Source organism: Streptomyces sp. NPDC003327 (assembly GCF_053589515.1).
The window spans coordinates 144,785-160,426 of the sequence record NZ_JBSFSA010000011.1 but is presented as its reverse complement, the minus strand read 5'-3'; the positions used below and the strand labels follow the sequence as shown (position 1 = coordinate 160,426).

Below are 15,642 nucleotides of genomic sequence, written 5' to 3'. Positions count from 1 at the left end.
GCATGAACACCGCGCGCGGGGGGAGAGAACGGTGAGGCACCCGGTCCGGTGTGCCCCACGGCCACGGCGACCACCCGCAGACCCGCACACCCCGCACCGCTGCGTCTCCCCGTACCAGGACATCCCGACGTCGACCCCGGACGAGACCCGTCCGAACCGTCCTCGAACGAAGGGTTCCGCCGCCATGACAGCAACCACCCCCTCCGGAAGACCCGGCACCCCCGGCACCCCCGGCGCCTTCGACACCCTCGACGGCCGCGTCGAGCTCGCGCCCGACGCGGCCCCCGCCGACCCCCGGTTCGTCAACGACGACCTGCTGCCCGTCCCCGTCGCGGGGCGCCACTGGACCACGTACAACTTCGCCGCCCTCTGGGTCGGCATGGCCCACAACATCCCGTCCTGGCTGCTCGCCTCCGGTCTCGTCGCCCTCGGCATGGACTGGAAGCAGGCCGTCCTCACGATCGCCCTCGCCAATGTGATCGTGCTGCTGCCGATGCTGCTCACCGGGCACGCCGGACCCAAGTACGGCATTCCCTTCCCGGTCCTGGCCCGCGCCTCCTTCGGCCTGCGCGGCGCCAACCTGCCCGCCCTGATCCGCGCCGGAGTGGCCTGCGCCTGGTTCGGCATCCAGACCTGGATCGGTGGCCAGGGCGTCTTCGTCCTGCTCGGCAAGGTCTTCGGCGGCTGGGCCGACGCGGCGACGGTCGCGGGCCGGCCGTGGACGCTGTGGCTCTGCTTCGTCCTCTTCTGGGCGCTCGAACTCGCCGTCATCTACCGGGGCATGGAGGCCCTGCGCCGCTTCGAGAACTGGGCCGCGCCCTTCGTCATCGTCGGCGCGCTGGTGCTCCTGGTCTGGATCGCGGCGAAGGCGGGTGGGCTCGGCCCGTTGCTCGACCAGCCCTCGAAGCTGGGCTGGGGAGCCGACTTCTGGCCGGTCTTCTTCCCGTCCCTGATGGGCATGATCGCCTTCTGGGCGACCCTCAGCCTCAACATCCCGGACTTCACGCGCTTCGGCGCCGGACAGCGCGCCCAGGTGTGGGGCCAGAGCCTCGGACTGCCCACGACCATGACCCTGTTCGCGCTGCTGTCGGTGCTGGTCACCTCCGGTTCGCAGGCGGTGTACGGCGCGCCCGTCTGGGACCCGGTGGCGCTCGCCGCGAAGACCGACAACGTCTTCGGGCTGCTCTTCGCCCTGGTCACGGTCCTCGTCGCGACCCTGTCGGTGAACATCGCGGCCAACGTGGTCTCGCCCGCGTACGACCTCGCCAACCTCGCCCCGAAGCTGGTGAACTTCCGCACGGGCGCCCTGATCACCGGCGTCGTCGGCGTCGTCATCATGCCGTGGAAGCTCACCTCGACCCCCGAGCTGTACATCTTCACCTGGCTCGGCCTCGTCGGCGGGCTGCTCGGTACGGTCGCGGGCATCCTCATCGCCGACTACTGGCTCGTCCGCCGCACCGTCCTCGACCTCGCAGGCCTGTACCGCGCCGACGGCCCGTACTGGTACCGCGGCGGCTGGAACCCGGCCGCGCTCCTGGCCTTCGCGGTCGGCGGGGTCCTCGCGGTCGGCGGTTCCCACTCCGCCCCCGGCACCGGCCCGTTCCCCGAGGACGGGCTGATCCCGCTGCTGCGGCCCCTCGCCGACTACGGCTGGGCGGTCGGTCTCGCCGCCTCGCTGCTCCTGTACGCCGGGCTCATGGGAGCCGTTCGACCGCGCGAGCACGGCGGTCGGCCCCGCCAGGGGTGGACAGGCCGGGCGGACCCCTCTAATGTCCGACGCACCTAATCAACTATGTGAGTAAAGGTGAGGTCGTGCATCCCTTCCGCCGGGCCGTCGAGGACCGCGACGCCGCCGCCGTCGAGGCGCTCCTCGCCGAGGACGTCGTCTTCACCAGCCCCGTCGCCTTCACGCCGTACGCGGGCAGGGCGATCACCGCGGCGATCCTGCGCGGGGTGCTGCGGGTCTGCGAGGACTTCACGTACGTCCGCGAGATCGCGAACCCGGACGGCCGCGACCACGCCCTCGTCTTCACCGCGACCGTCGACGGCAGGCGGATCCAGGGCTGCGACTTCCTCCACTTCGACGAGGAGGGGAGGATCGACGACTTCACCGTCATGGTCCGCCCGCTGTCGGCGGCGAAGGCCCTGGCCGAGGCCATGGGCGCCCAGTTCGACCGCATCGCCCGGGAGGCGGCGGAGGCGGAGCAGCGGGAGGTCGCGCCGGAGCGGCGGCCGGCGGAGTCGGCACCGGCCGGGGGCGCCGCCGGGTAGCGCCCGGGCGGGGGCCAGGCGTCAGTCCCCGGCCGCTCCGGTCGCCGCCCCGGCGTCGGGCGCGCGGCCGAGGACCCGGTCGAGGTACGGGTTGGCGAAGAGCCCGGCGGGGTCGACGGTGTCGCGCAGGGCGACGAAGTCGTCGAATCGGGGGTAGCGCGGGCGCAGGGCCTCCGCGTCGAGCCCGTGCATCTTGCCCCAGTGCGGGCGGCCGCCGTACGCGCCGAGGATGGCGGAGCAGGCCGCGAAGTACTCCTCGTACGGCATGCGGTGGTACTGGTGGAAGGCGATGTAGCAGCTCTCGCGGCCGTGCGCGGTGGAGAGCCAGATGTCGTCGGGCGCGGCGAAGCGGACCTCCAGCGGGAACGACACCCGCGCGTCGTGCGAGTCGATATAGTGCTTGATCTCCTTGAGCACGTCCACGGCGTGCTCCCGCGGGACGGCGAACTCGCCCTCGTGGAAGCGGACGTCACGGGCCGAGGCGAAGACGCGGTACGAGAGGTCCGACCACTCGCGGGCCGACATCGCGCGCGCGGCGAGGCGGGTGATCGGCGGCACGAGACCGGGGAAGCGCGTGCCCAGCCGGTTGAGGCCCTCGAAGCCGAGCCCGCTGACGGTCTCGTCCAGGCGGCGCGCCACCGCCCCGATCGGGCGCAGCGGGGCGTCGGCGGGCAGGCGGCGGAACCGCCGGGTCAGCGTCGTCGTGCTGTGCGGGAACCAGAAGAACTCGAAGTGGTCGTGCGCGTCCGCGAGTTCGTGGATCCGGTCGAGGGTCTCGGCGACGGGCACGGCCGCGTCGTGGGCGTGCAGGGCGAAGAGCGGGACGCACTGGAGGGTGACCCGGGTGATGATCCCGAGGGCGCCGAGTCCGACGCGGGCCGCCGCGAACAGCTCCGGTCGTTCGGTCGGGGAGCAGGTGGCGATCCGCCCGTCGGCGAGGACGAGTTCGAGCGCGCGGACCTGCGTGGCGATGCCTCCGAAGCGGGTCCCGGAGCCGTGCGTGCCGGTGGAGGCGGCGCCGGAGACGGTCTGGCGGTCGATGTCGCCGAGGATCTCCAGGGCGAGGCCGTGCTCGGCGAGCAGCGGGTTGAGCTTCCACAGCGGCATGCCCGCGTCGACGGTGACGAGACCCGTCGAGCGGTCCACGGACCGCAGCTCCGCCATGCGGTCGAGGCGCAGCTGGACGCCGGGGGCCACGGCCACCGGGCTGAACGAGTGCCCGGCGCCGACCGCCTTGACGCGGTGCCCGTCCCTGACGGCGTCCGTGACGGCGGCGGCGACCTCGGCGGCGTCGGCGGGCCGCCGTACGCGCACGGGGCGGGCCTGCTCGTTGCCCGCCCAGTTGCGCCACACGCTGGTCATGACCGGGGTCCTCTCCACTCGACCGGCGCTCGCCGCCGGACCGGCGCACGAAGCGGCGGCTCCTCGAAGAGTGGACGCGTCGGGCCGCCGGGGTCAAGAGTTCCAGGACAGTTGACCTGGACAACCGACCTGGAGAGGGTGCCCGGCGGGATCGGCGGACGGCCGACGGGCGCTCAGCGCTGGACGAACGGTTCGGTCAGGTGCGGTGTCGCGAGGTGGAGGGTGCCGGCGGTCCGGCTGCCCAGCACCCGTTCCCTCGACGACCTCGCCTGGTCGGCGTCCGTCTCGTGCGCATAGGCAAGGGCGGGGTGGAGCAGCTGGATCGCGTGCACGAGGAGGTCACCGGTGACCGCGACCCGGTCGCCGCCCGAGTCGACGAGGACGCTCTGGTGCCCGGGGGTGTGGCCGGGGGTGGCGAGCAGGCGCTCGCCGCCGGGGAGAGTGGTGTCGCCGTCGACCGGCCGGAGCAGGCCGGCCGTCCGGAGCGGGTCGACCACGGCGGACCGCAGCTGCGGGTTGACCGCGTCGAGCGCGTCGAGTTCGGCCCGCTGCACCAGGTGAGCGGCGTTCGGGAAGAACGGCCGCGCCCGCTCGCCGCCGACGACGGCCCAGCCGACGTGGTCGGTGTGGAGGTGCGTGAGCACCACGGTGTCCACGTCGGCCGGTGCGATGCCCGCGGCGGCCAGGGACTCCGGGAGCACCCCGGGCACGGGGGCCCACGCGGCCGCCGGGCCGTCGGCCGGGCCGATGCCCGCGTCGACCACCGTCACCCCGCGGTCGCCGCGGATCGCGAACGCGCGGAACCGGAGCTGCCGGTTCCCGCCGGCGTCGACCGCGCCGGGATCGAACCGGTCGGCCGCGGCCCACTGCTCGGCGGTGGCGTCGGGGAACGCCTCGGACCTCGGGGAGAAGAAGGGGCCGGCGCCGTCGGCGAGCGCGATGACGGTGTACGGACCGATCCGAAGAGAAGGGAGCACCCCACCGATGGTGCCACCGTCGGCCGGGCCACGGACCGCCGGGGGCAGGGGAGTTGAGCGCCCACCGGGGGCGCGGAGGTCAGGGGGAGACGGGCGCACGCCCGGTCGTCCGGCCGATCCAGTCGAGGTGGGACGAGACCCGGGTGTTCACGCCCGGGACGCGCGTCGCGCAGCCCTGCCCGTACGAGACGAGACCGACGACGTACGGCCTCCCGGCGCGGTCCCGGTGGATCAGCGGGCCGCCCGAGTCGTACTGGCAGGCGTCGCGGCCCGGCGCGTACGTGCAGATCTGCGCGGGCGTCACGCCCGGCATGCCGCGTTCCGCGCACGTCCTGTTGTCGACGGTGTCGAGCGTGACGCTGCGCAGGACGGGGGAGCGGCGTCCGCCGAACGCGGTGGCGCCCCAGCCGGCCACCTCCACGCGGGCGTGCTCGAAGACGGCGGGGGGGAAGGGGGCGGGCAGCCGGATGGGGCTCACGCCCCGGTCGTAGGCGACGGGCCGGTCGAGGGTGACGACGGCGATGTCGTTGCGCTGCGTACCGGGGTCGTAGTCCGGGTGGATGGAGAACCGTTTCGGCTCGGCGAGGCGGGCGTACGGGGAGTCCGCGGCCTTCGTCAGGTCGTGATCGCCCAGGAAGACCCCCACCCGCGCCGGATCGGCGTAGGCGCCGGTGAGGCAGTGCGCGGCGGTCAGCACGTGCCGCTCGCCGATCAGGGCGCCGCCGCAGAACTCCGTGCGCCCCTCCAGATCGACCAGCGCAGCCATGAACGGGTACTCGTGGAGGCCCGCCTCCCGCCCGCCGACGATCGCGTGCGCCGTCGTGACGCCGAAGGGTCCGAGGGGGCCGACGCCGAGCGGGGTGACGGTGAGCGGGGTGACGGTGAGCACCGCCCCCACGAAGCCGCCCAGAAGCCTTCTCGCCCGTCCCATCAGTCCGTCCTCCGATCCGTCACCACCGGGTGTCCCTGGCGTCAACGAGCCGGCGGCCGGCCGGTCACAGCCCCGGGCGCCCCCGCACGGATGTCCGGTCGCCCAGGTCGTCGGCCTCCGGCTCCCACCCCGGCACATACGCGGCGGCCGCGGCGTCCCAGGCCTCCGCGCCGCCCGGGAACGGCCAGGCGCGGGTCCTCTCCGGCGACCGGGCGACCGCGAGCAGTTCGGCGGCGAGCCGTCGGCCCTCGTGCGCGATCCGCGTCGGCGCCAGCGGCCCGGTCAGCGCGGCGACCCGCTCCTCGTACGCCCGTACGGGCCGCTCCGCGCACAGGGCCACCCAGGCGGCGTCCACCGCCCGCGACAGCACGAGCACCTCCGGCCGGCCGCCCTCCGCGAGCGCCGCCGTCAGCCGGTCGTGACCGTCCAGGACCACGGGGGAGTGCAGGCCGCTGATCCACCACGCGACCACCGGCGGCAGCACGCCCTCCCGATGGGCGCGGCGGTACGCCTTCACGCGGGGCGCCTCCGGATGCGACAGGGCCCGCAGCGGCAGCAGGTCCCGCGCGTCCTCGACCGGGTCCCCGTAGCCGAACCAGGTGAGATGGCCCCGGTCCGGATCGTGCTCCAGGAGCTTCGGCCAATTGCCGTCCACGAACCAGTTGTTCGCGTCCGGGGCCAGGTTCCACTCCCCGGTGTGCAGCGGGCCGCCGGGGGCCCGGCGGAGCTCCGTCTCCACGTGCGCCGCCCACCGCTCGGCCCACGCCTCGGAGCCCGGCTCCGCGAACGCGGCCACCGCACGGGCACGTTCGGCCCGGACCGGGGCCAGCGGGGACGCGTACCGGCCCGTGCGCGCGTAGTACAGCCCGCGGTGCGAGGCCCGCTGCCGGGCGAACAGCACCGGCACGCCCCCCTGCGTGAGCACCAGCCGCCGCCCGTCGGCGCACTCCGTCCGCAACCCCGGCCGCGCCGGCCCCTCGACCCTCATGCGGGCCAGCCTACGCACACGTGTCCGGCCGCCCGCCGGGTCAGGGCACCCGGGCCGTCCACTCCGCCGTCGCGAACTTCGTCTCCGCGAGCCGCTTCGCCCGTGCCGTCTCCTCCTCCGTGACCCGGCCCTCCGTCAGGCCGTAGCGGTCGCGGAAGGAGGCGATCAGCCGCTCGATGACCGCCTCGCGCGACAGGCCCGTCTGCCGGCGCAACGGATCCACCCGCTTCTTCGCGCTCTTCGTGCCCTTGTCGGAGAGCTTCTCGCGCCCGATCCGCAGCACCTCGGTCATCTTGTCCGCGTCGATGTCGTACGCCATCGTCACGTGGTGCAGCACCGCGCCCGCGCCGCCGACCATCCGCTTCTGCGCCGCCCCCGCGATCTTTCCGGCCTCCGTGGCGATGTCGTTCAGCGGCTGGTACCAGGCCTTCACGCCCATGTCGCCGAGCGCGCCGAGCACCCAGTCGTCGAGATAGGCGTAACTGTCGGCGAAGGAGAGCCCCTGCACCAGCGCGTCGGGCACCGACAGGGAGTACGTGATGGTGTTGCCGACCTCGATGAACATGGCGCCGCCGCCACTGATGCGGCGCACCACCTGGATGCCGTGCCGCGCCGCCGCCTCCGCGTCGACCTCGTTGCGCAGCGACTGGAAGCTGCCGATGACCACCGCGGGCGCGCCCCACTCCCAGATCCGCAGGGTCGGCGGACGGCGCCCGGCCGCGACCCCGGCCGTCAGGACCTCGTCGAGCGCCATGTGCAGCGCGGGGGACTGCGGCGGCTCGTGGATCAGCTGCCAGTCGTAGTCCGTCCAGTCCGTGGCGTGCGCGAGGGCCCGCCGCACGGCGACCCCGATGCCCTCCGTCGTCAGGCCGAACAGCTCCGTGCCCGGCGGGAGGGCCGCGTCGATGCGCACCGCGAGGCCCGCCGCGTCGGTGTCGACGGGCGCGCCCTCCAGGGCCGCGTCGATCGCGAGGATCGCCTCGTCCGGTTCGAGGAAGAAGTCGCCCGCCACCCGGACGTTCCGCAGGACGCCGTCCCGCGCGTCGAGGTCGACGACCACCAGCTTCCCGCCGGGGACCTTGTACTCGCCGTGGTACGCGCCGTGCACGGAGACCCTCTCCCGCCTGTAAGGGGTGAACCGGTCCAAAGAGTACTCCCCGGGAGAACAGGGGGTGACAAGAGCGGCATTCCGGTTGTCAGAGGCCCGTGCTTAGCTGGACGCATGATCGATGACTTCGTTGAGCACGTCCTCGCCGGCGGTACGACCGAGGTGGAGGAGGCGGTCCGCAAGGCGGCCGCCACCGAGATCATGCCGCGCTTCCGGCAGCTGGCCGCGGCCGACATCGTCGAGAAGAGCGGCCCGCACGACCTCGTCACGGTGGCCGACCGGGCCGCCGAAACCCAGCTCACCACCGCCCTCACCGCCCTGCTGCCCGGCTCCGTCGTGGTCGGCGAGGAAGCGGTCCACGCCGACCCCGACGTGTACGGCGCGCTGCGCGGCGACGCCCCCGTCTGGATCGTCGACCCGGTCGACGGCACCCGCCAGTTCGTCCACGGCGACCCCGGCTTCTGCACCCTGGTCGCCCTCGCCCGGCACGGCGAGCTCCTGGCCTCCTGGACCTACGCTCCCGCGCTCGACCAGCTCGCCGTCGCCGTGTGCGGCCGCGGCGCCACGCTCAACGGACAGGTCATACGCTCCGGTTCGCCCGCCGCGGGGGACGTGCTGGAGGTCGCCACCTCCCACCCCGACTACACCACCCCGGACCAGAAGCGCGCCCTGCTCGGCCTGGCCGTCGACGGGGTGCGCCCGCGCGCCTGCGGCTCCGCCGGGCTCGAGTACCTGGCCGTCGCCCGGGGCGCCCTCGACGCCACCGCGTTCTCCTGGGAGTACGCCTGGGACCACGCGGCCGGGCTGCTGCTGGTCGCCGAGGCGGGCGGCGCGCAGACGACGGTCGCCGGGGAGCCGTTCCGCATCACCGGGGGGAACGCCCTGCCGTTCACGGCCGCCAGGGACGCCGCCACCGCCGAGCGGATCCGGAGGCTCCTGGGGGGTGGTCGAGGCGGGGAGTGACGCGAGTGGGGGAAGGAGTCGAGGAGGGGAGTGACGCGAGTGGGGGAGGGGAGTCAAGGAAAGGAGTGCGGGTCAGTGAGGAGGCGGCGCCGGGAGGCGGGAGCCGCCGTCCTATCCTGGGAGCCCTGGCCACCGGCTGACGAAGGAGTCCGAAGGTGACGTCGCTGCTCGATGCCGTCGTGGTGGGCGCGGGGCCCAACGGACTGACCGCCGCCGTCGAACTCGCCCGCCGCGGCCACTCGGTGGCCGTCTTCGAAGCCCGGTCCACCGTCGGGGGCGGCGCCCGGACCGCCGAGCTGACCCTTCCCGGCTTCCGTCACGACCCGTGCGCCGCCGTCCACCCGCTCGGCGCCGGCTCGCCCGTCTTCAAGACGATGCCCCTCGACCGGTACGGCCTGGAGTGGCTCCACCCGGAACTGCCCATGGCCCATCCCTGGGACGACGGCACCGCGGTCGTCCTCGCCCGTTCCGTCGCCGAGACGGCCGCCTCGTTCGGCCCCCGGGACGCGGGTGCCTACCGGCGGCTCGTCACCCCGTTCCTCGACAGGTGGGACACCCTCGCGCGGGACTTCATGCAGCTGCCGCTCACCGCGCTGCCCCGCGACCCGGTCACCCTCGCCCGCTTCGGCCTCGCCGGACTGCCGCCGTCCACCTGGCTGATGCGCCGCTTCCGGGACGAGAAGGCCCGCGCCCTCCTCGCCGGACTCGTCGGCCACGTCATGGCGCCCCTCGGCGGCTTCGCCACCGGAGCCGTCGGCCTGGTCTTCGCGCTCGCCGCCCACGCCGTCGGCTGGCCGCTGCCCCGGGGTGGCTCCCAGTCCCTCTCCGACGCCCTCGCCGCGTACCTGAAGGACCTCGGCGGCACCGTGCACACCGACTTCGAGGTGAAGCGCCTCGACGACCTGCCGCCCGCCCGCGCCTACGTCTTCGACACCTCGCCCACCGCCCTCGCCCGGATCGCCGGGCTCGGCGGCCACTACGACCGCTACCGGTACGGCGCCGCCGCCTTCAAGATCGACTACGCCCTCGACGGCCCCGTCCCCTGGACCGCCGAGGACCCCCGCCGCGCCGGCACCGTCCAGATCGGCCCCACCGCGGGCGAGATCGGCACCGCGCTGCGCCAGGCCTCCTCCGGCACCGCCCCCGAGACGCCCTTCCTCATCACCGCCCAGCCCAGCCTCGTCGACCCCTCCCGCGCCCCCGAGGGGCGGCACGTCTTCTGGGCGTACGGCCACGTCCCCAACGGCTGGACCGGCGACCTCACGGACGCGATCGAGCGGCAGATCGAGCGCTTCGCCCCCGGCTTCCGCGACCGCGTCCTCGCCCGCGCCACCGCGGGACCGGCCGAACTCGCCGCGCACAACGCCAACTACGTCGGCGGGGACATCGCCTGCGGCGCCGCCAGTGGCCTCCAGCTGCTGTTGCGCCCCACGCTCTCCGCGCGTCCCTACGCCACCCCGCACCCGGCGGTCTTCCTCTGCTCCTCCGCCACCCCGCCCGGCCCCGGCGTCCACGGCATGTCCGGCCACAACGCGGCGAAGGCCGTCTGGCGCCAACTCCGAAAATAGACTGCCCCCATGGCCAAGTACCTCGACGTCCACCCCGACAACCCCCAGGCGCGCGTCATCGACGCGGTCGCCGACAGCATCCGGAAGGACGCGCTCATCGCGTACCCGACGGACTCCTGCTACGCCCTCGGTGCCCGGATCGGCAGCCACGACGGCATCGCCCGCATCCGCGAGATCCGCCGCCTCGACGACCGCCACCACTTCACGCTCATGTGCGCGAACTTCTCCCAGCTGGGTCAGCTCGTCCACATCAACAACAACGTCTTCCGGGCAGTGAAGGCCGCCACTCCCGGCGCCTACACCTTCATCCTGCCCGGCACCAAGGAAGTGCCCCGCCAGCTCCTCCACCCCAAGAAGAAGACCGTCGGCGTGCGCATCCCCGACCACGTCGTCACCCAGGCGCTGCTCGCCGCCCTCGGCGAGCCGATGCTCTCCAGCACCCTCCTCCTGCCCGACGAGGAGGAGCCGCTGACCCAGGGCTGGGAGATCAAGGAGCGGCTCGACCACCAGGTCGACACGGTCCTCGACTCCGGCGACTGCGGCACCGTGCCGACCACGGTCGTCGACTTCTCCAGCGGCGAGGCCGAGATCCTCCGCGTGGGCGCCGGGGACCCCGCCCGCTTCGCGTAGTGCCCGGCGGGGCCCCGGGAGCGGGCCACCGGTCGTGGAGCGGCCCTTACGGGCGGGACCAAGATCATCGTACGGTCGCGTGAACGCCCGTCCACGACACCCATGGAGGCCGAGGCACGTGATCGTCATCGCCCATGTCAGCGACATCCACGTCGACGAGGGACCGCGCAGCGCCGAACGCACCCGCGCCGTCCTCTCCTACCTGGAGGAGCTGCCGTACGACCTGGCCGCCGTCCTCGTCACCGGGGACGTCACGGACCACGGGACCCCGGCCGAGTACGCCCGCGCCCGGCAGCTGCTGACGTCCCGGCACCCGCTCCTCGTCTGCCCCGGCAACCACGACGACCGCGCCGCCTTCCGCGCCGCGCTCATCGACGCCGACGCGGACGCCGACGTGGACGCCGAGGCCGGGTCCCGCGCCGCGGCCCGCCCCTACGCCCCCGTCAACCAGGTGCTGCGCGGCGACGGCTTCGTCGTCGCCGTCTGCGACTCCTCCGTGCCCGGCAGGCACGAAGGCCTCCTGGAGGACGAGACGCTGGAGTGGCTGGACGGCCTCCTCGCCGCCACCCCGCGCGAGGTGCCCGTCCTCGTCGCCTTCCACCACCCGCCCGTCCCGCTCCACACCCCGTACGTCGACGAGATCCGCCAGTTCGGCGAGGAGCGGCTCGCCGCCCTCGCCGGGCGCCACCCCCACCTCACCGCCTTCCTCGCGGGCCACGCCCACACCGCCGCCGCCACGACCTTCGCCGGACGCCCGCTGCTCGTCGCCCCCGGGGTGGTCTCCGCCCTCCGCCTCCCCTGGGAGAACCGGAGCCCCGGCCACGAGCACGTCCACCTCGGCCTGCCGCCCGCCCTCGCCTTCCACGTCCTCGGCGACGACGGCCGGCTGACCACCCACTTCCGGACCGTCCCGGTGTGACCCGGGGACGGGGAGAGGGCGACGGGTCGCCCTGGACGTACCGAAGGGCCATGTCGTTTTTCCGCCAGCCCGCCGCCCGCCCGTCGCCGATCCTGGAGCCATGCACACCGACACCGAGCGCTGCGTGCGGGCCGTCCAGTCGAAGGACGCCCGCTTCGACGGCGTGTTCTTCACCGCCGTCCGCACCACCCGGATCTACTGCAGGCCCAGCTGCCCCGTCGTCCCGCCCAAGCCCGAGAACATGGAGTTCCACCCGAGCGCCGCGTCCTGCCAGCGCGCCGGGTTCCGGGCCTGCAAGCGGTGCCGGCCCGACACCAGCCCCGGCTCTCCGGAGTGGAACGTCCGGGCCGACGCCGTCGCCCGCGCCGTACGCCTCATCCAGGACGGCGTCGTCGACCGCGAGGGCGTCCCCGGGCTCGCCCGCCACCTCGGCTGGTCCGTCCGCCAGATCGAGCGCCAGCTCCTCGCCGAACTCGGCGCCGGACCGCTCGCCCTCGCCCGCGCCCAGCGCGCCCAGACCGCCCGCGTCCTCATCGAGACCACCCCGATGCCCCTCGGCGAGATCGCCTTCGCCGCCGGTTTCTCCTCGATCCGCACCTTCAACGACACCATCCGCGAGGTCTTCGCCCTCACCCCCGGCGAACTCCGGGCCCGCGCCGCCCGCCGCCCGTCGGCGGGAGGGCGCCCGGCGCCCGGTCCCGCCGCGCCCGCTCCCGGCGCGATCAGCCTCCGGCTGCCGTTCCGCGCCCCCCTCGAACCGTCCAACCTCTTCGGCCACCTCGCCGCCACCGCCCTCCCCGGCGTCGAGGAATGGCGGGACGGCGCCTACCGCAGGACCCTGTCCCTGCCGTACGGGCACGGCATCGTCGCCCTCGCCCCGCGCGCCGACCACATCGCCTGCCGCCTCTCCCTCACCGACCCCCGCGACCTGGCCCACGCGATCAGCCGCTGCCGCCGCCTCCTCGACCTCGACGCCGACCCCGTCGCCGTCGACGACCGCCTGCGCGCCGACCCGCTCCTCGCCCCGCTCGTCGACGCGGCGCCCGGCCGACGGGTCCCCGGCACCGTCGACCCCGCCGAGTTCGCCGTACGGGCGGTGCTCGGCCAGCAGGTCTCCACGGCAGCCGCCCGCACCCACGCGGCCCGGCTCGTCACCGCACACGGCGTCCCCGTCGAGGACCCCGAGGGCGGCCTCACGCACCTCTTCCCCGCACCGGAGGCGCTCGCCGCCCTCGACCCCGAGACCCTCGCCCTGCCCCGCAGCCGCCGCACCACCCTCCTCACCCTCGTCCGGGCCCTCGCCGACGGCACCCTGCCCCTCGGCCCCGCCGACGACCGCGCGGAGGCCCGCGCCCGACTGCTCGCGCTGCCCGGCTTCGGCCCCTGGACCACCGAGATCATCGCCATGCGCGCCCTCGGCGACCCCGACGCCTTCCTCCCCGGCGACCTCGGGGTCCGCCGCGCCGCCCAGGGCCTCGGGCTGCCCGGCACCCCCGCCGCGCTCACGGCCCGCGCCGCCGACTGGCGGCCCTGGCGCGCCTACGCGGTCCAGTACCTCTGGGCCACCGACGACCACCCGATCAACCACCTGCCGTCCTGAGGAGCCGCAGCCGTGCCCACCGTCCAGTACCACGTCGTGGACAGCCCCTACGAGCCGCTGACGCTCGTCGCCGTCGACGGGGTCCTCAGCCGCATCCACATGACGGACCAGCGCCACCGTCCGCCCGAGGAGACCTTCGGCGACCCCGACCCGCGCCCCTTCGGAGAGGCCGTCCGCCAGCTCGACGCCTACTTCGCGGGCGAGCTCACCGACTTCGACCTGCCGCTCCGTCTGGTCGGCACCCCGTTCCAGCTCCGCGTATGGGAGCAGCTCCGGCTCATCCCGTACGGGGAGACCCGGACGTACGGGGAACTCGCCGAGGCCCTCGGCAACCCGACCGCCTCCCGGGCCGTCGGCCTCGCCAACGGCAAGAACCCGGTCAGCATCGTCGTCCCCTGCCACCGGGTGATCGGCGCCGGCGGCAGCCTCACCGGTTACGGCGGCGGCCTCGCCCGAAAGCAGCGCCTGCTCGCCTTCGAGTCGGGCACGGCCGCCCCCGACGCGCTGTTCTGAGAGGCGGCTCCTCGATCAGGCGAGCCGTTCCAGGAGCGCGGGCAGCGCCGTCCCGATCGGCTCGCGGACGATCTCGTCCGCGAGCGGGTCGTACGGGGTGGGCTCGGCGTTCACGATGATCAGCCGGGCGCCCCGCTCGGCCGCCATCCCCGCGAGCGAGGCGGCGGGCTGCACCTGGAGGCTGGTGCCGACCGCCAGGAACACCTGGCAGCCCTTGGCGATCGCCGTAGCGTTGCCGAGCACCACGGGGTCGAGCCGCTGGCCGAACATGACCGTCGCAGGCTTGAGGATCCCGCCGCAGGCCCGGCACGCCGGGTCCGCCTCGCCCGCCCGCACCCGGTCCAGGGCATCGGCCATCGAGGACCGGACGCGGCAGGCCGTGCACACCACCGAGTGCGCCGAGCCGTGGAGTTCGAGCACCTTCCGCTCCGGCACCCCGGCAGCCTGGTGCAGCCCGTCCACGTTCTGGGTGATCACGCGCAGTGCGTGGCCGCTCCGCTCGAAGGCCGCGACGGCGCGGTGCGCGGCGTTCGGCTCCGCCTCCAGGACCGCACCGTCGAGCCGCATCAGCCACGAGCGGCGCCGGATCTCGGGGTCGGCCATGTACGGCCCGTAGGTGACGAGCCGCTCCGCCTCGGGGTCCCGCCGCCACAGACCGTTCGGCCCCCGGTAGTCGGGGATGCCCGAGTCCGTGGAGATCCCGGCACCGGTGAGAAGCGCGACCGTCGTCATGGGCCGAGCCTAGGTATCCGTGCGAAGGTCCGCGACCGGGTTTCCGAGTCCCTAAGCTTCCGGTCATGGCCAAGGTGAACATCGCGCTGGACGCGGAACTCGTCGTGGAAGTCATGGTGCTGGCGGGCGTCGGCAATCCTCAGGACGCGGTCGAGGCCGTGGTCCGGGACTACATCGCCCGCGGGCACCGCACCGAGGCCCGTGCGGCCACGCGCGACGAGGCCCACCGCACCGGCGACCTCCTGCCGCCGGAGCCGCCGCAGGGCTGACCGGGCGTCGGGTTTCCGACAGATTCCCGGCCAACTTCCTTCGCTGTGCGAACGATTCGAGGGTGCCCGCCGTAGTGTGCGAGGCGTTTTGCGGCGGGGGGTGTCCGGGGTTCCGGATGCCGCCCGTCGGTTCCGACGGATCGACGACACACGGAGAACTCCATGCGCATCAAGGGAATCGGACGCCTCGGCGCGGCGGTCGCCGCCTTCGCGACGGGCGTCCTGATGGTGGCGGCGCCCCAGGCCCAGGCCGCCGGCGCGAACGACACCGCCGCCGCCACCGCCGTGAGCACCGGCACCGCCGCCACCGCGGCGGCACGCGACTGCCAGGGCATCTGCGTCCTCGGCGTCCGGGCCGCGACCCACGCCGGCTACGACCGTTTCGTGATCGACATGGGCGAGGGCACCATCCCCTCCTGGACGACCAGCACGCAGACGACCCCGCTGCTGTGCTGCGGAGACCCGGACCGGGTCGTCCCGATCGAGGGCAAGGTCTACCTGAAGATCTACCTCTCGCCGGCGACCACATTCGACTTCACCACCCTCACCTCGGTCTACACGAGCCCGGGCTACGAGACGTACAACTTCCCGAGCCTCAAGGGCCAGGGCCGCACCAGCATCTACGACCCCGAGGCCCGCGCGTTCCACATCGGGCTCGCCCTCGGCGACCACACCTCGTACAAGATCTTCAAGCTGAGCGCCCCGAACCGCCTCGTGGTCGACATCTACCACTGAGCCCCGCGGCCGCCGTCCTGATTGTCATGCACGCGCCCCTTTCCCCTCGTTCCGTGGAGGAATGAACCTCGTGCCA

General features: G+C 74.1%; 16 protein-coding genes. 10 read left to right on the top strand and 6 right to left on the bottom strand.

Going from position 1 to position 15,642, the window contains the following annotated elements:
• Nucleotides 1-184 precede the first annotated feature (184 nt).
• Together ACWDVG_RS13385 and ACWDVG_RS13380 are read left to right on the top strand one after the other, a co-directional pair.
• On the top strand, nt 185-1,786 hold the full coding sequence (locus ACWDVG_RS13385) for an NCS1 family nucleobase:cation symporter-1 (protein WP_451699161.1): 1,602 nt from the start codon (nt 185-187) through the stop codon (nt 1,784-1,786).
• Between the two features lie 26 nt (nt 1,787-1,812).
• Entirely contained in the window at nt 1,813-2,271 is a 459-nt protein-coding gene (locus ACWDVG_RS13380) for a nuclear transport factor 2 family protein (protein WP_451699159.1), read from the top strand.
• Nucleotides 2,272-2,292: 21 nt separating this feature from the next.
• Here ACWDVG_RS13380 and ACWDVG_RS13375 read toward each other — a convergent pair whose 3' ends face one another.
• The 5 genes from ACWDVG_RS13375 to ACWDVG_RS13355 all read right to left on the bottom strand — a co-directional run bounded on the left by ACWDVG_RS13375 (nt 2,293) and on the right by ACWDVG_RS13355 (nt 7,637).
• Nucleotides 2,293-3,633: a D-arabinono-1,4-lactone oxidase gene (locus tag ACWDVG_RS13375; RefSeq protein ID WP_451699157.1), complete on the bottom strand. Its 1,341-nt coding sequence runs from the start codon at nt 3,631-3,633 to the stop codon at nt 2,293-2,295.
• 173 nt (nt 3,634-3,806) lie between these two features.
• Complete coding sequence (locus tag ACWDVG_RS13370) at nt 3,807-4,610, bottom strand: MBL fold metallo-hydrolase (protein WP_451699155.1); 804 nt, start codon at nt 4,608-4,610, stop codon at nt 3,807-3,809.
• 79 nt (nt 4,611-4,689) lie between these two features.
• A complete protein-coding gene (locus ACWDVG_RS13365) occupies nt 4,690-5,541 on the bottom strand; it encodes a serine protease (protein ID WP_451699153.1) in 852 nt (283 codons plus the stop codon).
• A gap of 64 nt (nt 5,542-5,605) precedes the next feature.
• Entirely contained in the window at nt 5,606-6,529 is a 924-nt protein-coding gene (locus tag ACWDVG_RS13360; protein WP_451699151.1) for a hypothetical protein, read from the bottom strand.
• Between the two features lie 40 nt (nt 6,530-6,569).
• Nucleotides 6,570-7,637, bottom strand: a complete 1,068-nt coding sequence (locus ACWDVG_RS13355) for a lipoate--protein ligase family protein (protein WP_451699149.1) — start codon at nt 7,635-7,637, stop codon at nt 6,570-6,572.
• A 114-nt stretch (nt 7,638-7,751) separates the two neighbouring features.
• Here ACWDVG_RS13355 and ACWDVG_RS13350 point away from each other — a divergent pair, with 114 nt between their 5' ends.
• The 6 genes from ACWDVG_RS13350 (at nt 7,752) to ACWDVG_RS13325 (ending at nt 13,830) form a co-directional block, all read left to right on the top strand.
• Nucleotides 7,752-8,600: an inositol monophosphatase family protein gene (locus ACWDVG_RS13350; RefSeq protein WP_451699147.1), complete on the top strand. Its 849-nt coding sequence runs from the start codon at nt 7,752-7,754 to the stop codon at nt 8,598-8,600.
• Nucleotides 8,601-8,755: 155 nt separating this feature from the next.
• Nucleotides 8,756-10,168, top strand: a complete 1,413-nt coding sequence (locus tag ACWDVG_RS13345; protein WP_451699145.1) for a phytoene desaturase family protein — start codon at nt 8,756-8,758, stop codon at nt 10,166-10,168.
• A gap of 9 nt (nt 10,169-10,177) precedes the next feature.
• A complete protein-coding gene (locus ACWDVG_RS13340; protein ID WP_451699143.1) occupies nt 10,178-10,798 on the top strand; it encodes an L-threonylcarbamoyladenylate synthase in 621 nt (206 codons plus the stop codon).
• Between the two features lie 118 nt (nt 10,799-10,916).
• The gene (locus ACWDVG_RS13335) at nt 10,917-11,717 is read left to right on the top strand and encodes a metallophosphoesterase (RefSeq protein WP_451699141.1); all 801 of its coding nucleotides are present in this window, start codon (nt 10,917-10,919) and stop codon (nt 11,715-11,717) included.
• A 100-nt stretch (nt 11,718-11,817) separates the two neighbouring features.
• The gene (locus ACWDVG_RS13330; protein ID WP_451699139.1) at nt 11,818-13,317 is read left to right on the top strand and encodes an AlkA N-terminal domain-containing protein; all 1,500 of its coding nucleotides are present in this window, start codon (nt 11,818-11,820) and stop codon (nt 13,315-13,317) included.
• A 12-nt stretch (nt 13,318-13,329) separates the two neighbouring features.
• Nucleotides 13,330-13,830: a methylated-DNA--[protein]-cysteine S-methyltransferase gene (locus tag ACWDVG_RS13325; RefSeq protein ID WP_451699136.1), complete on the top strand. Its 501-nt coding sequence runs from the start codon at nt 13,330-13,332 to the stop codon at nt 13,828-13,830.
• A 15-nt stretch (nt 13,831-13,845) separates the two neighbouring features.
• On the opposite strand, the gene ACWDVG_RS13320 is transcribed toward ACWDVG_RS13325, so the two are convergent.
• On the bottom strand, nt 13,846-14,562 hold the full coding sequence (locus tag ACWDVG_RS13320; RefSeq protein ID WP_451699134.1) for an SIR2 family NAD-dependent protein deacylase: 717 nt from the start codon (nt 14,560-14,562) through the stop codon (nt 13,846-13,848).
• 65 nt (nt 14,563-14,627) lie between these two features.
• Between ACWDVG_RS13320 and ACWDVG_RS13315 the strand changes: the two genes are divergently transcribed.
• Both ACWDVG_RS13315 and ACWDVG_RS13310 read left to right on the top strand, forming a co-directional pair.
• The gene (locus ACWDVG_RS13315; protein ID WP_451699132.1) at nt 14,628-14,831 is read left to right on the top strand and encodes a type II toxin-antitoxin system VapB family antitoxin; all 204 of its coding nucleotides are present in this window, start codon (nt 14,628-14,630) and stop codon (nt 14,829-14,831) included.
• Nucleotides 14,832-14,993: 162 nt separating this feature from the next.
• Nucleotides 14,994-15,566 (top strand): AMIN-like domain-containing (lipo)protein, encoded by a 573-nt coding sequence (locus tag ACWDVG_RS13310; RefSeq protein ID WP_451699130.1) that lies wholly within the window; start codon nt 14,994-14,996, stop codon nt 15,564-15,566.
• Nucleotides 15,567-15,642 lie beyond the last annotated feature (76 nt).

What these genes read in the sequence shown, in the direction of transcription:
- ACWDVG_RS13320 (WP_451699134.1), bottom strand. Translation starts at nt 14,562, where the DNA reads ATGACGACGGTCGCGCTTCTCACCGGTGCCGGGATCTCCACGGACTCG.
- ACWDVG_RS13310 (WP_451699130.1), top strand. Translation starts at nt 14,994, where the DNA reads ATGCGCATCAAGGGAATCGGACGCCTCGGCGCGGCGGTCGCCGCCTTC.
- ACWDVG_RS13360 (WP_451699151.1), bottom strand. Translation starts at nt 6,529, where the DNA reads ATGAGGGTCGAGGGGCCGGCGCGGCCGGGGTTGCGGACGGAGTGCGCC.
- ACWDVG_RS13350 (WP_451699147.1), top strand. Translation starts at nt 7,752, where the DNA reads ATGATCGATGACTTCGTTGAGCACGTCCTCGCCGGCGGTACGACCGAG.
- ACWDVG_RS13385 (WP_451699161.1), top strand. Translation starts at nt 185, where the DNA reads ATGACAGCAACCACCCCCTCCGGAAGACCCGGCACCCCCGGCACCCCC.
- ACWDVG_RS13375 (WP_451699157.1), bottom strand. Translation starts at nt 3,633, where the DNA reads ATGACCAGCGTGTGGCGCAACTGGGCGGGCAACGAGCAGGCCCGCCCC.
- ACWDVG_RS13365 (WP_451699153.1), bottom strand. Translation starts at nt 5,541, where the DNA reads ATGGGACGGGCGAGAAGGCTTCTGGGCGGCTTCGTGGGGGCGGTGCTC.
- ACWDVG_RS13315 (WP_451699132.1), top strand. Translation starts at nt 14,628, where the DNA reads ATGGCCAAGGTGAACATCGCGCTGGACGCGGAACTCGTCGTGGAAGTC.
- ACWDVG_RS13340 (WP_451699143.1), top strand. Translation starts at nt 10,178, where the DNA reads ATGGCCAAGTACCTCGACGTCCACCCCGACAACCCCCAGGCGCGCGTC.
- ACWDVG_RS13330 (WP_451699139.1), top strand. Translation starts at nt 11,818, where the DNA reads ATGCACACCGACACCGAGCGCTGCGTGCGGGCCGTCCAGTCGAAGGAC.